The organism is Streptomyces sp. NPDC107765 (genome assembly GCF_055657085.1).
Map to the genome: position 1 here is coordinate 112,131 of NZ_JBVKBL010000017.1, position 16,034 is coordinate 128,164.

Sequence of the window (16,034 nt, forward strand, 5' to 3'; positions counted from 1 at the left end):
ACTCCCCCGCGCGCGGACGCGGAAGGGCCGCGCGCCTGGCGTTAGATAACCACACCGCACTGACATGTGAACTCCCCGCGGATGTCACCGTTTAGTCCCAAGTGCGGGGGTGAGCGGGAGCGGACGGCCGGGCACGCCCGCCGGAGGCTCCGGCGCGGTCGCGGTGCGCCGTCGGTGCCGGTCAGTGCAGCGCGGAGCCGGACCGCCACTGCTCCCAGGGCAGGTTCCAGCCGCCCAGGCCGTTGTCCGGTGCGACCAGCCGTTCCGGGGAGTTGTGGACGATCACGGTGTCCCCGACGATCGACCGGTCGAAGAACCAGCCGGCCGGGGTGTGCGGGCCGCCGCCCTTGATGTCCTTGAGGCCGACGCAGCCATGGCTGGTGTTGAGGCCGCCGAAGACCTCGGGCCGCGCCCAGTAGTTGCCGTGCAGGAAGGTCCCGGACCTGGTGAGGCGCATGGCGTGCGGGACGTCCTTGATGTCGTACTCGCCGCCGAAGCCGACCGTGCCGCCGTCCATCCGCGTCAGCGAATGCCGCTCCAGGATGACCATCCGCCCGTTGTACGTGGGGTTCTCGGCGTCGCCCGCGGTGACCGGCAGCACCGCGACGGTCCGCCCGTCGCGCCGCACCGTCATGGTGTGCCGCGCGGCATCGATGAAGCTGACCTGGTCCCGGCCCACCCGGTAGTGGACGGTCCGGCGCTGCGTCCCGTAGGCGCCGGGTGCGGCCTTCACGCCGCGCAGCCGGAGCTCCACCGTGATCCTGGTGCCCGGCCGCCAGCGGTCGCGCGGGCGGAAGTCGAGGCGGCGGTGGCCGAACCAGTGGGCGGCGACCTCGACGCGGGGCCGGGCACTCACCCGGACGGCGCGCTCGACGGCCGCGCGGTCGGCGATCGGGCGGTTGAAGACCATCGAGAAGATCAGGCCGGTGCCGACCGTGGCGTCGCTCTGCGGCGAGAACGAACCGGTGACGTGGTGGACCGGCGGCGCGGTGCTGAAGGTGGTGCGGCGGGCGGCGCGGTGGCCGGCGCCGTCCAGCGCCACCGCGTCGACGGTGTACGTCGTGCCGGGCCGCAGCGGGCCGGTGGCGGGGCGCCAGACCATGCCGTCCGGTGAGATCCGGCCGACCACCGGCTGCCGGCCGGCTCCTGTGGTGCGGGTGACGTGCACCCGCTCCAGCCGCCCCTGGGGCACCTGGACCTCGAACCGCCCGTTGGCCCGGACGCCGCGCGCGCCGTTCTCCGGGACGATCCTGATCGCCTCCTCCGGGGAGCGCGGGGCGCCGCCGATGAGCGCCTCGGTGTCCCCGCAGCCGGCCAGTGCCACCGTCCCGGCGAGCCAGGCCGCGACGGCGCGGGCGACGCGGACGCGGACGTCCCGGTGGTTCTTCGCTCGTCCCCCTGCACGTTCCTGCTGATGGCCGGTCATATACCGAATTGTGCGGGATGGCGGGGAGTGACGGGGGTATGTCGCGTGCGGATCCATCCGTTTGTCCCGTCCCGGAGGGGCTGGGGGACGGCGCGCCGAGCCCCCGCGCGCGGAAACGTGAGGCAACGGCCGGTTGCGGGAAGAACAACGGGGAGGGCGGGACGTACGCGCGGCCGGGACTCCGTGCGGGGGCACCGCCCGACCGAGCCATGAGCCGCAGGAGGCCGGCACGTGTCGAGCGCACCCGAACAAGAGGCGGTGGCGGACGAACCCCTCGCCCCGCCCGCGGACATCCGCCCCGGCGCCCCCACCCCCCTGGGGGCGCGCCACCGCACCGGCCCCGACGGGGTCGCCGGCACCAACTTCGCCCTGTGGGCCGGTGGCGCCGAGGCCGTGGAGCTGTGCCTGTTCGACGAGGCGGAGCAGGAGACCCGCCATCCGCTGACCGAGCTGACCCACGAGATCTGGCACGGCTTCCTGCCCGGTGTGCGCCCCGGCCAGCGGTACGGCTACCGGGTGCACGGCCGCTGGGACCCCTGGTCCGGCGCCCGCTGGAATCCGGCGAAGCTGCTGCTCGACCCGTACGCCAGGGCCGTCGACGGCGATTTCGGCCACCGTACGGAGCCGGCCGGCCCCGGGGGCGCGCTGCCGGCCCAGCTCTACGGGCACGTCCGCGACTGGCCGGACCAGCACCTCGCCGACACGGTCCGCGACAACCGGGACTCCGCCCCGTTCGTCCCCAAGGGCGTCGTGGTCGGCGGGGACGCCGGCGAGGAGGGCGACGACGAGTGGCGGGACGACCGCCGCCCGAAGACCCCCTGGCCGGATTCGGTCCTCTACGAGCTGCACGTCCGCGGTTTCACGATGCGTCATCCCGGCATTCCGGAGCGGCTGCGCGGCACGTACGCGGGGCTGGCGCATCCCGCCGCGCTGGACCACCTGGTCCGGCTCGGTGTCACGGCCGTCGAGCTGCTGCCGGTCCACCAGTTCGCCCACGAGGACCACCTGGTGCGCCGGGGGCTGCGCAACTACTGGGGCTACAACTCCATCGGCTACTTCGCGCCGCACGCGGGCTACGCCGCCACCGGGACCCGCGGGCAGCAGGTCGGCGAGTTCAAGCGGATGGTGCGGGCGCTGCACGACGCGGGCATCGAGGTGATCCTCGACGTGGTCTACAACCACACCGCGGAGGCCGGCGAGCTCGGCCCGACGCTCTCCCTGCGGGGCATCGACAACCGCGGCTACTACCGGCTGGCCGGCGACCCCCGCCGCTACGCCGATTACACCGGCTGCGGCAACACCCTGCACGTCGTCCAGCCGCACGTGCTGCGGCTGATCACGGACTCCCTCCGCTACTGGGTCACCGAGATGGGCGTGGACGGCTTCCGCTTCGACCTCGCCGCCGCGCTGGCCCGTTCGATGCACGACGTCGACATGCTCTCCCCGTTCCTCGCCGTGATCGCCCAGGACCCCGTGCTGCGCCGGGTCAAGCTGATCGCCGAGCCGTGGGACGTCGGCTCCGGTGGCTATCAGGTGGGCGCCTTCCCACCGCTGTGGACGGAGTGGAACGACCGCTACCGCGACACCGTCCGCGACTTCTGGCGCGGCGCCCAGCACGACGTGCGGGACCTGGGCTACCGGCTCTCCGGCTCCAGTGACCTCTACGCCTGGGGCGGCCGCCGCCCCTACGCGTCGGTCAACTTCATCACCGCGCACGACGGCTTCACCCTGCGCGACCTGGTCACCTACGAGCACAAACGGAACGGCGACAACGGCGAGAACAACCGGGACGGCAACAACGACAACCGGTCCTGGAACTGCGGCGCCGAGGGCGAGACCGACGACCCCGAGGTCACCGCGCTGCGCCACCGCCAGCTGCGGAACTTCCTGACCACCCTGCTGCTGTCGACCGGCGTGCCGATGCTGGTGGCCGGCGACGAGATGGGCCGCACCCAGCACGGCAACAACAACGCCTACTGCCAGGACAACCCCACCGGCTGGCTCGACTGGTCGCTCCTGGACGACCCCCGCTGGCGGCCGCTCGCCGACCTCGCCGCCCGGCTGATCGCGCTGCGCCGCGCCCACCCCGTACTGCGCCGCCGGGCGTTCTTCTCCGGGCGGCCGCACGAGCAGGGCGGGCTGCGCGATCTGGCCTGGTTCACCGCGGACGGGACGGAGATGACCGAACAGGACTGGTACACCCCGGGGGCGACGCTCGGCATGTACCTCTCCGGCAACGACATCTCCCAGCGCGACGAACGGGGCGTCCGCGTCGTCGACGACAGCTTCCTCGCCGTCCTGCACGCCGCCGCCCGCCCCCGCCGGATCACCCTCCCCGGCCCGCCCTGGGCCCAGACCTACGAACTCCTCGTCGACACCGCCCGCGAGGAACAACCCACCGCCGGCGAACCGCCCTGCCCGGCGGGCGGCGCGGTCACGGTGGAGGGGCGGTCGGTGCTGCTGTTCCGGGCGGTGCCGGGCTGAGGCCGGGCGGTGCGGGGCCGGCGCGGCGCGAACTGACGGGTGCCGGCCGCGGCCCGCCGAAATCCGGCTGAGCGTTGTCAGTGGTGCGCCTTACGCTCGCGAGTGATGGCCGATACCACGTACGCGACGAACCCGACCGACCCGACGTCCTTATCCCGATCCCACTCCTCCCGACCCTCCGCGGTGCGCTCGCTGTTGCGCCTGTGGCCGTTCGTGCGCCCGGTGCGGGCACGGCTGTTCACGGCCGCGTTCGTGGCGGTGGTCGCCTCCTGCGTCAGCCTCGTCATCCCGCTGGTGCTCAAGTGGCTGGTGGACGGCCCGGTCGCGGCGGGTGACCCGGGCGGGGTGTGGCTGGGCGGCGGATATCTGCTGCTGCTCGGGCTCGCCGAGGCGCTGCTGTTCGGCTTCCGGCGCTGGCTGGTGGCGCGCCCGCTGTCCGGGGTGGAGGCGGCGATGCGCGCGGCGCTGTACCGCCGGCTGCAGCGGCTGCCGGTCGCCTTCCACGACCGCTGGCCGTCGGGCCAGCTGCTGTCGCGGGGCACCACGGATCTGCAGATGCTGCGCATGTTCCTGACCTTCCCCCTGACGTTCCTGCTGGTCAACGGTGTCACCATCCTGGTGGGCGGGGTGCTTCTGGTGGCCCAGCGCTGGTCGCTGGGGCTGGTGCTGCTGTCGCCGCTGCTGCCGCTGTTGGTGCTGTGCTCGGTCTTCGAGGTGAAGTACGGGCGGGCGGCCCGCGTCGTCCAGGACCAGATCGGCGATCTGACCACCGTCGTCGAGGAGTCGGTGCTCGGCATCCGGATCATCAAGGGCTTCGGGCGCCACCGCAGCCAGGCCCGGGCCTTCAAGGAGCTGACCCGCCGGCTGCGCGCCTCCGAGCTGCGCAAGGCGCGGCTGCTGGCCTGGATATGGGGGCTGAACACCACCCTCCCGGAATGTGCGCTCGGCGCCGCCCTGGTGCTCGGCGCGGTCCAGGTGGCCGACGGCGCGCTGTCCGCGGGCACGCTCGTCGCGTTCCTGTCGACGGCGCTGGCGCTGCGCTGGCCGGTGGAGTCGATCGGCTTCCTGCTGGCCATGAGCAACGAGGCGGCCACGGCCACCGACCGGTACTTCGAGGTGATGGACGAGCCGGAGGTGAGCGACGCGCCGGTGGCGGGCGGGCCGGAGGTGGACGACGCACCCCCCGGCGGTCTGGTCTTCTCCGGGGTCGCGTTCCGCTATCCCGATGCCCCGCCGGACGCCCCGCCCACCCTCCGGGACGTCACCCTGCACATCCGGCCCGGCGAGACGATGGCCCTGGTCGGCGCGACCGGCAGCGGGAAGACCACGCTCACGGCGCTGGTGCCGCGGCTGTACGACCCGACCGCCGGCCGGATCACCCTCGACGGCCGCGATCTGGCGACGATCGGCCGCGACGAGGTCCGTTCGCTGGTCGCGGTGGCCTTCGAGGAGCCCACGCTGTTCTCCGCGACCGCGGCGGAGAACGTCCTCATGGGCGCGGCCGACGCCCAACAGGCCGATCTGCGGCGGGCGTTGCGGATCGCTCAGGCCGACGGGTTCGTCGACGCGCTGCCGCAGGGCGGCGCCACCCCGGTCGGCGAGCAGGGCCTGAGCCTGTCCGGCGGGCAGCGGCAGCGGCTGGCGCTGGCCCGCGCGGTGGTCGGCCGGCCCCGCTTCCTGATCCTCGACGATCCGCTCTCCGCCCTCGACGTGCACACCGAGGCCCTGGTGGAGGCGGCGCTGCGCCAGGTCCTGGCGACGACCACGGCCCTGGTCGTCGCCCACCGCCCGTCCACGGTCCTGCTCGCCGACCGGGTGGCGCTGCTCTCCGGCGGCCGGATCACCGCCGTCGGCACCCACCACGAACTCCTCCGGGACCACGCCGAATACGCCGCCCTGATGTCCGGCGAGGAAGAGGCCGCCCGATGACCACCACCACGACCGGCCGTCCGTCCGACGCCCCCGAGCCCGGCCCCGGGACGGACCGGCAGCCCCCCGCCGACGCGGACCGCGCCCCGGAGCGGCCGCCGGAGGCCGACGACGCCTTCGAACGGGACCGGCTGCCCGCCCCCAGGAACGCCGCCCGGGCACTGCTCGCCTCCTTACTGGCGCCGCACCGCCGCCGCGTCGGCCTGGTCGCCGTACTGCTGCTCCTCCAGCAGGCCGCCGTGCAGGCCGGTCCGCTGCTGGTCGCCTACGCACTGGACCGGGCGGTGCCGGCGCTGCGCGCAAGCGACCACGGGCCGCTGGTCGCCGTGGCGGTCGCGGCCGGGCTGTGCGCCGCGGCGTCCGGCGGGCTGCAGTGGGGCTTCATCCGGGTGTCCGCCCTGGTCAGCCAGGACGTGCTGGTGGACCTGCGGGGCCGGATCTTCCGGCACGGCCAGGCGCTCGGCCTGGACTTCCACGAGCGCTATACGTCCGGCCGGCTGATATCCCGGGCCACCACCGACGTCGAGTCGCTGCGCGAACTCCTCGACGAGGGCATCCAGGAACTGATCACCATCGCCCTGTCGTCGGTCTACATCACCGTGACCCTGCTCTTCCTGGACCCGGGCTTCGGCGTGGCCGCGCTGGTCTCCGCCGCCCCGCTGGCGCTCCAGGTGCGCTCGTACCGCCGCCGCTCCCACCGGGTCTACAGCGCCAAGTCGACGGCGATGGCGGGCGTCATCGTGCAGTTCACCGAGACCCTCAACGGCATCCGCCCGGTGCAGGCGTTCCGCCGCGAGCGGTCCAACGACGCGGCCTTCGCCCGGCTCAACCACCGCCACGAGCGGGTCAACGGCGACGCGTTCCTGGAGATGGCCCGCTATGTGGTCCTCTCCCGCCTGGCCGCCAACGTCGCGGTCGCCGCGATCGTCCTGTGGGGCGCGTACCGCGTGGCCACGGGCGGGCTGGCGCTGGGCGTGCTGGCGGCCGCGGTGCTCTATCTGCGCCGGCTCTACGACCCCATCGACCGCCTCGGCATGTTCCTCAACGCCTATGAGAGCGCCGCCGCTTCGCTGCAGAAGATCGCCGGTCTGCTCGCCCAGCGCCCGACGGTCCCGGAACCGTCCGCCCCGGCCGGGCTGCCGGCCGTCGTGTCCGGCCGGCCGGGCCGCGAGGTGGCGTTCCGCGGGGTCCGCTTCGCCTACCGGACCGGCGGCGAGGTGCTGCCCCGCTTCGACCTGACCCTCGCGGCGGGTTCGACCGTCGCCGTGGTGGGCGCCACCGGCGCCGGCAAGTCCACCCTCGCCAAGCTGCTGGCCCGCTTCTACGACCCCACCGAGGGCCGGGTCCTGCTCGACGGCGTCGATCTGCGCGAGCTGTCCGCGGCGGAGCTGCGCCGGGCCGTCGTGATGGTCACCCAGGAGGCGTTCCTGTTCTCCGGCACGGTCGCCGACAACATCGCCCTCGGCCGGCCGGACGCCACCCGCGCGGAGATCGAGAGCGCCGCGAAGGCCATCGGCGCCCATGACTTCATCACCGCCCTGCCGGACGGCTACGACACCGACGTGCGCAAGCGCGGCGGCCGGATATCCGCCGGCCAGCGCCAGCTCGTCGGCTTCGCCCGGGCACTGCTCGCCGACCCGGCCGTGCTCGTCCTCGACGAGGCGACCAGTTCGCTGGACATCCCCGGTGAACGCGCGGTCCAGCGCGCCATGGACACTGTCCTGCAAGGCCGTACGGCCGTGGTCATCGCCCACCGCCTGTCCACCGTCGAGATCGCCGACCGGGTCCTGGTCATGGCCGACGGCCGGATCGTCGAGGACGGCCCACCGGACCGGCTCATCAAGGACCGCGGCCGGTTCGCCGCCCTGCACCAGGCGTGGCGGGACAGCGTGGGGTGAGCGGCACGGCCCGGGCGGCCGCGCGCGGACGGAACGGGGGGACGTACGGGATGAAGCAGCCGGTGGACGCGCCGCGGAGTGCCGGGCGCTATCTGTGGTGGCTGGTGGCGAGCCAGCGTGGGCGGGTGGCGGCGGGCGCGGCGTACGGGAGCCTGTGGAACGCGGGGCTGATGGTGCCGCCGTACGTGCTCTCCCGGGCGATCGACGAGGGGCTGGCGCCGGGACGGACCGCGGCGCTGGCGGGCTGGGCGGCGGTGCTGCTGGCCGTCGGCGGGCTGAACGCCTGGCTGGGCATGATGCGGCACCGCACGATGACCAGGATCCGGATGGACGCCACGTTCCGTACGGTCCGGGCGGTCATGGCGCACACCCTGCGGCTGGGCGCGGCGCTGCCCCGGCAGGTGACGGCCGGTGAGGTCGTCACCATCGGGATCGGCGACGTCGCGGTGATCAGCCAGACCCTGACGATGACCGGGCCGGGCGTCGGCGGGGTGCTGGCGTACGGCGTCGTCGCGGTGCTACTGCTGGACGTCTCGCCGCTGCTCGCCGCGGTGGTGCTGCTGGGCGTGCCGCTGCTGGCGGTGGCGGTCGGGCCACTGCTGGGACGGCTGCAGGGCGCGGAGTCCCACTACCGCGAGCGGCAGAGCGGGCTGGCGGCCCAACTGGGCGATCTGGTCGGCGGGTTGCGGGTGCTCGGCGGGCTGGGCGGCAAGGAGGTGTTCGCCGGCCGCTACCGACGCGCGTCGCAGGAGCTGTGCCGCGAGGGCTACCGGGTCGGTGCGGTGACGAGCTGGATCCAGGCGCTCGGGGTGGGTCTGCCGATCCTGTTCCTGGCCGCCGTCACCTGGCTCGCGGCCCGGATGGCGGCCCAGGGCGACCTCACCACCGGCGAGTTGGTGGCGGTCTACGGCTATACGGCGGCCCTGGTGGTGCCGGTGTCGTTCTTCATCGAGGGCGGCTACGACCTCACCCGCGGCCTGGTCGCCGCCCGCCGGGTCGTGCGGTTCCTGCAACTGCGGCCGGCCGCGGCGGATTCCGGGCACGTCACCGACGCCACCGACACCACCGGTCCCGTGGCGGCGGACGCCGGGACCGTACCGACGCCGCGATCGGCCGGGCCCGAGCGGGTGGCCGTGCTGCGGGATCCGGAGTCGGGCGTCGAGGTGGTGCCCGGGCTGCTGACCGCGCTGGTCGCCGCCCGGCCGGCCGAATCGGCGGCGGTGGTCGACCGCCTGGGCCGGTTCGCGGACTCCGCGGCGGCCTGGGGCGCGGTCCGGCTGGACGAGATCCCGCTGTCCCGGGTCCGCGCACGCATCCTGGTCGCGGACAACGAGGCGGACCTGTTCGCCGGCACCCTGCGCGAGGTGGTGAACGGACGCCGGGACCGTAGCGACGCGGCGATCGGCCGGGCCCTGCACACGGCCCTGGCCGAGGACATCGTCCGGGCGCTGCCGGACGGGCTGGACTCGCCGGTCGCGGCGCAGGGCCGCAACCTCTCCGGCGGGCAGCGGCAGCGGCTGCGCCTGGTACGGGCCCTGCTGGCCGACCCGGAGGTGCTGCTCGCGGTCGAGCCGACCTCGGCCGTGGACGCCCATACCGAGGCGGCGGTCGCGGCCCGGCTGCACACCGCCCGCACGGGCCGTACGACGGTCGTCACCACCACCTCCCCGCTGCTGCTCGACCACGCCGACGTGGTGTGCTTCCTCGTCGACGGCAAGGTCGGCGCGGTCGGCCGGCACCGCCAACTCCTCGACGACGTACCGGCATACCGCCGCCTGGTGGCCCGCGACGAGGACATGGACGAAAACGAGGACGAGGGCGAGGACGAGGACGAGGGAGCGTACGGGGGAGAGGAAGACGGCGGGGACGCGCGCGAGTACCGGAACGGAGGGGCCGCGTCATGACGTCACCGGCGGCACGGACCACCTCACCCGGCTCGCACGGGCTTCCCGTGGCCGGGCCGGCCGCGACCCGGCGGGCCGCGCTGCGGCTGGTGCGCCGGGACGGCCGGGCGTTCGCGCTGATGCTGGTGCTGAACGCGCTGGCGGCCGGTGCCGGGCTGGCCGGTCCGTGGTTGCTGGGCCGGATCGTGGACACGGTCCGGGACGGCGGCGGGGTGGCGGCGGTGGACCGGCTGGCGCTGGTCATCCTGGTGTGCGCGGTGGCCCAGTTGCTGCTGGCACGGCAGGCCCGGTACGTCGCCCACCGCTTCGGGGAGCGCGCCGCGGCGCGGATCCGGGAGGGTTATGTCGACCGGGCGCTGGCGCTGCCGGCCGCGGTCGTGGAGCGGGCCGGGACCGGCGATCTGACGGCCCGCGGCACGACGGACGTCAGCTCGGTCGGGCGGACGCTGCGGGACGCCGCGCCGGAGGTCTCGGTCGCGGCCGTGCAGGCGCTGTTCCTGCTCGGTGCCGTGGTGGTGGTCGCCCCGCTGCTCGGGCTGTGTGCGCTGGGGCTGCTCGGCGGACTGCTGGCGGTCCGCTGGTATCTGCGCCGGGCGCACCGGGCGTATCTCGCGGAGGGCGCGGCGACCTCGGAACTGGCCGAGTTGCTGGCCGCCACCGCCGCGGGCGCCCGGACGGTGGAGGCGCTGGGCCTGCAGGAGCGCCGGTGGGCGGCGAGCGAGCGAGCGGTCGCGGAGTGCCGTCGCACGCGGCTGCGGACGCTGTTCCTGCGCAGTGTGCTGCTGCCCGCCGTGGACGTCGGCCATGTCCTGCCGGTGGCCGGTGTGCTGCTGGCCGGCGGGGTGCTGATGGGGCGGGACGGTGTCGGTCTGGGCGCGGTGGTCGCCGCGGCGCTGTATCTGCGGCAGCTGTCCGAGCCGCTGGACACGGTCCTGCTGTGGATGGAGCAACTGCAGAGCAGCGGCGCGGCGTTCGCCCGCGTCGAGGGGCTGGGGTCGGTCCCGCAGACCCGGGAGGCGGTCGCCGGCACCGGTCCGGTCCCGGCCGGTGACCGGATCGAGGTCCGTGGCGTGCACTACGCCTACCCCACCGGCGGTGACGGGCCGGCCGGGGCGGCGGACGGGGGTGCCGGGGACGTCCTGCACGGCGTCACCCTCACCGTCCGCCCCGGTGAGCGGCTGGCGCTGGTGGGTCCCTCCGGGGCCGGGAAGTCCACGCTGGGGCGGCTGCTGGCCGGCATCGAGGCGCCGCGCCGCGGGTCGGTGACGGTCGGCGGGGTGCCGGTCGCCGGGCTGGATCCGGAGGTGCTGCGGCGGCATGTGGTCCTGGTCACCCAGGAGCATCACGTGTTCCTGGGCAGCGTCCGCGACAACCTCCGCCTGGCCGCGCCCGGTGCCGGGGACGGCGAGCTGCGGGCCGCGTTGGCGGCCGTCGGGGCCGGCTGGGCCGGGGAGCTGCCGGCCGGTCTGGACACCGAGCTGGGCCCGGGCGGCCACCGCCTCGACGGCGCGCAGGCCCAGCAACTCGCGCTGGCCCGGGTGGTGTTGGCCGACCCGCACACGGTGGTCCTGGACGAGGCGACGGCGCTGCTCGATCCGCGTACCGCGCGGCACACCGAGCGGGCGCTGGCCGCCGTGCTCGCGGGCCGTACGGTCATCGCCGTCGCGCACCGGCTGCACACCGCGCACGACGCGGACCGGGTCGCCGTCATGGAGGCCGGCCGGCTGGCCGAACTCGGCACCCACGACGAGCTGGTGGCGGCCGGCGGTGCGTACGCGGCGCTCTGGCGGTCCTGGCACGGGGGGCGGCCGTGACGGCGATCACTCCTCGTCCGGATTCCGGACGTCGATTTCGCGCAACGGACGTTTTCCGGCCAATTACTTGAACGGACCCTGACAACCAGCCAGCCGCGGTGGGACTCTTCCCCGCAGCCGCCGCACGGTCCCCACAGCACCACGCCCTGCGGCAGCGGGCTTCCCCTGCACGATCCGTTCCACCAGTACGTCGCACCTCTTGCGTACGTCTCCCCCCACACGCTCCAAGTGTTCTGCCTCGATCTGCCCGGACGACCGCTGGGTCGCCCGGTCCCCCTCGGCCGCGCCGTCACGTAGCGGCCACCGCAGAAGGAGTCAGTGTGAGACGCACCCCCCATGGACGCGCCGTCGCGACCGGCGCAATGGTCGCCGTCACCGCGATGCTGGCCGTCGGAGTCCAGGCCGGCACCGGCACGGCGGCCGCCCCGCGGCCCGGCACCGCGCACGCCGTACCCGATCCCGGCGCACTGCCGGCCAAGCTGTCCCCGTCCCAGCGTGCGGAGCTGATACGGGCGGCCGGCGCCACCACCGCGCAGACGGCCCGCGAGCTCAAGCTCGGCGCCAAGGAGAAGCTGGTCGTCAAGGACGTCTCGAAGGACGCCAACGGCACGGTCCACACCCGCTACGAGCGGACCTACGCCGGACTGCCGGTGCTCGGCGGCGACCTCGTCGTGCACGAGAGCAAGGGCGGCACGCTCAAGGGCGTCACCAAGGCCGTCCGTTCGCAGCTCAAGGTCGCGAGCACCACCGCCAGGATCACCCCGGCCGCGGCCGCCGCGAAGGCCGTCTCCGCGGCGAAGACCCTCGGGTCGAAGAAGACCGCCCCGGCGAAGGCGCCCCGCAAGGTGATCTGGGTCGCCGACGGCAAGCCGCGGCTGGCCTACGAGACCGTGGTCGGCGGGCTGCAGGACGACGGCACGCCCAACCAGCTGCACGTCGTCACCGACGCCACCACCGGCGCCGAGATCTACCGCTACCAGGGCATCGAGACCGGTGTCGGCAACAGCGAGTACAGCGGCAAGGTCACCATCGGCACCTCGGGTTCGGCGCCGAACTTCTCGATGACCGACGGCACCCGCGGCAACCACAAGACCTACGACCTCAAGCACGGGTCGTCCGGCACGGGTTCGCTGTTCACCGACGCGGACGACACCTGGGGCGACGGTACGCCGCAGAACGCCCAGACCGCGGGCGTGGACGCCGCCTACGGCGCCCAGGAGACCTGGGACTACTACAAGAACGTGCACGGCCGCAGCGGCATCAAGGGCGACGGCGTGGGTGCCTACTCCCGCGTCCACTACGGCAACAGCTACGTCAACGCGTTCTGGGACGACGGCTGCTTCTGCATGACGTACGGCGACGGCAGCGGCAACACGGACCCGCTGACCTCCCTGGACGTGGCAGGCCACGAGATGTCGCACGGTGTCACCGCGAACACCGCGGGCCTCAACTACAGCGGCGAGTCCGGCGGTCTGAACGAGGCCACCTCGGACATCTTCGGCACGGCCGTGGAGTTCTACGCCAACAACCCGTCCGACCCCGGTGACTACCTCATCGGCGAGAAGATCAACATCAACGGCGACGGCACCCCGCTGCGCTACATGGACAAGCCCAGCAAGGACGGCGCCTCCGCGGACTACTGGTCGAGCGGCGTCGGCAACAAGGACGTGCACTACTCGTCCGGTGTCGCCAACCACTTCTTCTACCTGCTGTCCGAGGGCAGCGGCGCGAAGGACATCAACGGCGTCCACTACGACAGCCCGACCTTCGACAACCTGCCGGTGCCGGGCATCGGCCGGGCCAACGCCGAGAAGGTGTGGTTCAAGGCGCTCAGCCAGTACATGACCGCCACCACCAACTACGCCGACGCCCGCACCGCCACGCTGAAGGCGGCGGCGGACCTGTTCGGCCAGGGCAGCGCGTCGTACAACACGGTCGCCAACACCTGGGCGGCGGTCAACGTCGGCTCCCGCGTCCCGGACGGCGGCGGGGTCACCGTCACCAACCCGGGCAACCAGACCAGCACCGTCGGCCAGGCCGCGAGCCTGCAGATCAAGGCCACCAGCGGCACCGCGGGCGCGCTGTCGTACGCGGCGAGCGGGCTGCCCTCCGGGCTGTCCATCAACGCGAGCACCGGTCTGATCTCCGGGACGCCGACCACGGCCGGCACGTCCAACGTGACGGTGACGGTCACCGACTCCGCGAAGAAGACCGGAACCACCTCGTTCACCTGGACGGTCAACGCGACCGGCGGCGGCAGCGTCTTCGAGAACTCCGACGACGTGCCGATCCCGGACGCGGGCGCGGCGGTCACCTCGCCGATCAGCGTCAGCCGCAGCGGCAACGCCTCCAGCACGCTGAAGGTCGGCGTGGACATCGTCCACACCTACCGCGGTGACCTGGTCATCGACCTGATCGCCCCGGACGGCACGGCCTACCGGCTGAAGAACTCCAACCCGTACGACTCCGCGGCGAACGTGAACACCACGTACACCGTCAACGCCTCCTCGAAGGCGGCGAGCGGCACCTGGAAGCTGCGCGTCCAGGACGTCTACTCGCAGGACTCCGGTTACATCAACGGCTGGAAGCTGACGTTCTGATCCGGCGAGGCCACTCAGTCGTCATCTTGCTGTGACATGGCCGGGCCGGTTGCCGGGAAGACGGGCAACTCACCTGGTGAGCAGGGAAATTGGGCGTCGTCCCCGGAACTCCGGGGGCGGCGCCCTCCTCCGTTATGCGGACACCGCTCACCTCAGTACGGACGACTTTCGGCCAACCTGTGAACAGGCCCCTGACATGCACGCGTTCAGCTGGCAGTGTTCCGGAACGCGAGTCACACCCGCATCGCTTTGCACCCCCACCACTTGGCAAAGTTGAAGGAGCACCCGTGGCCCCCCACATATCCCGTAAGACCCGTGTGATCGGTGGCGGCCTGGCGGCCGCCGCCCTGCTGGCAGCGGGCATCACCGCCGGTACGGCCGGCGCCTCGCCGGCCCCGGCCCCCCACAAGGACGCCTCCCCCCTCCAGCTCAGCGCCTCGCACCGCGCGGAACTCCTGCGCGACGCGGACGGCACCAAGGCGATGACCGCGAAGGCCCTCGGCCTCGGCGGTCAGGAGAAGCTGGTCGTCAAGGACGTCATCAAGGACGCCGACGGCACCACGCACACCCGTTACGACCGCACCTTCGCCGGACTTCCGGTGCTGGGCGGCGACCTGGTCGTGCACACCGCCAAGGGCGGCGCGATCAAGTCGACCACCAAGTCGACGCAGAAGAGCATCACGGTGGCCTCCACCACCGCGAAGATCGCCCCCCAGGCCGCCGCGAAGTCGGCCCACGGCACCGCGGTGAAGTCGCTCGCCGCCAAGGGGGCCGCCACCGCGCAGACCCCGAAGAAGGTCGTCTGGGCCGCCTCCGGTACGCCGGTCCTGGCCTACGACACCGTCGTCAAGGGCGTCCAGAAGGACGGCACCCCCAGCCGGCTGCACGTCATCACCGACGCCAACACCGGCAAGAAGCTCTTCCAGTACGACGAGATCCACACCGGCAAGGGCGAGAGCGAGTACAGCGGCAGCGTCGAGCTGAGCACCAAGAAGGACGGCGGCAAGTTCACGCTGACCGACGACGGGCGCGGTGGCCACAAGACCACCGACCTGGGCAACAGCGAGTCCGGTGACGGCAAGCCCTTCTCGGACGACGACGACGCCTGGGGCACCGGCAAGGCCGACGACCCGCAGACCGCGGCCGTCGACGCCCACTACGGCGCGGCCGAGACCTGGGACTACTACAAGACCGTGCACGGCCGCAGCGGCATCAAGGGCGACGGCAAGGGTGCCTCGTCCCGCGTCCACTACGGCAACAGCTACGTCAACGCCTTCTGGGACGACAGCTGCTTCTGCATGACGTACGGCGACGGCGAGGGCAACAAGAAGCCGCTCACCGCCATCGACGTCGCGGCGCACGAGATGTCGCACGGTGTCACCTCCGCCACCGCCAACCTCACCTACAGCGGTGAGTCCGGCGGCCTCAACGAGGGCACCTCGGACATCTTCGGCACCTCGGTCGAGTTCTACGCCAAGAACGCCAAGGACCCGGGCGACTACCTCATCGGCGAGAAGATCGACATCAACGGTGACGGCAAGCCGCTGCGCTACATGGACAAGCCCAGCAAGGACGGCCAGTCGAAGGACTTCTGGGACTCCAGCACCGGTGGCCTCGACCCGCACTACTCCTCGGGCGTCGCCAACCACTTCTTCTACCTGCTGTCCGAGGGCAGCGGCGCGAAGGAGATCGGTGGCGTCAAGTACGACAGCCCGACGGCGGACGGCAAGAAGGTCGAGGGCATCGGCCGGGACAAGGCCGAGAAGATCTGGTTCAAGGCCCTGACCGAGTACATGACCTCGAACACCGACTACAAGGCGGCCCGTGAGGCCACCGTCAAGGCCGCGACCGACCTCTACGGCAAGGACAGCGCCGAGGTCAAGGGCGTCGAGGCGGCCTGGACCGGCGTCGCCGTCAAGTGACGCGAACGGCCGATGCGCACTGATCGGCCCGGGGTAACGTGACCCCCAAGCGGGCGG

8 protein-coding genes are annotated in these 16,034 nt (G+C 73.1%); 7 read left to right on the top strand and 1 reads right to left on the bottom strand.

The genetic code is table 11. The annotated features are described in order from the left end of the window. Positions 1 to 181: 181 nt before the first annotated feature. A complete protein-coding gene (locus ACZ7MX_RS32795) occupies positions 182 to 1,426 on the bottom strand; it encodes a L,D-transpeptidase (protein WP_472137427.1) in 1,245 nt (414 codons plus the stop codon). Between the two features lie 231 nt (positions 1,427 to 1,657). Here ACZ7MX_RS32795 and glgX point away from each other — a divergent pair, with 231 nt between their 5' ends. From glgX to ACZ7MX_RS32830, 7 genes are all read left to right on the top strand, one after another. Then, a complete protein-coding gene (gene glgX, locus ACZ7MX_RS32800; protein WP_472137429.1) occupies positions 1,658 to 3,910 on the top strand; it encodes a glycogen debranching protein GlgX in 2,253 nt (750 codons plus the stop codon). A gap of 105 nt (positions 3,911 to 4,015) precedes the next feature. Continuing rightward, positions 4,016 to 5,839: an ABC transporter ATP-binding protein gene (locus ACZ7MX_RS32805; protein WP_472137431.1), complete on the top strand. Its 1,824-nt coding sequence runs from the start codon at positions 4,016 to 4,018 to the stop codon at positions 5,837 to 5,839. Continuing rightward, on the top strand, positions 5,836 to 7,737 hold the full coding sequence (locus ACZ7MX_RS32810; protein WP_472137432.1) for an ABC transporter ATP-binding protein: 1,902 nt from the start codon (positions 5,836 to 5,838) through the stop codon (positions 7,735 to 7,737). Before ACZ7MX_RS32805 ends, ACZ7MX_RS32810 begins: the two co-directional genes overlap by 4 nt. A 50-nt stretch (positions 7,738 to 7,787) precedes the next feature. Beyond that, entirely contained in the window at positions 7,788 to 9,641 is a 1,854-nt protein-coding gene (locus tag ACZ7MX_RS32815) for an ABC transporter transmembrane domain-containing protein (protein WP_472137434.1), read from the top strand. After that, positions 9,638 to 11,455: an ABC transporter ATP-binding protein gene (locus ACZ7MX_RS32820; RefSeq protein WP_472137436.1), complete on the top strand. Its 1,818-nt coding sequence runs from the start codon at positions 9,638 to 9,640 to the stop codon at positions 11,453 to 11,455. The genes ACZ7MX_RS32815 and ACZ7MX_RS32820 overlap by 4 nt, the downstream gene beginning before the upstream one ends. A gap of 320 nt (positions 11,456 to 11,775) precedes the next feature. Continuing rightward, complete coding sequence (locus ACZ7MX_RS32825) at positions 11,776 to 14,055, top strand: M4 family metallopeptidase (protein ID WP_472137438.1); 2,280 nt, start codon at positions 11,776 to 11,778, stop codon at positions 14,053 to 14,055. A 287-nt stretch (positions 14,056 to 14,342) separates the two neighbouring features. Beyond that, complete coding sequence (locus ACZ7MX_RS32830) at positions 14,343 to 15,977, top strand: M4 family metallopeptidase (RefSeq protein WP_472137440.1); 1,635 nt, start codon at positions 14,343 to 14,345, stop codon at positions 15,975 to 15,977. Positions 15,978 to 16,034: the final 57 nt, after the last annotated feature.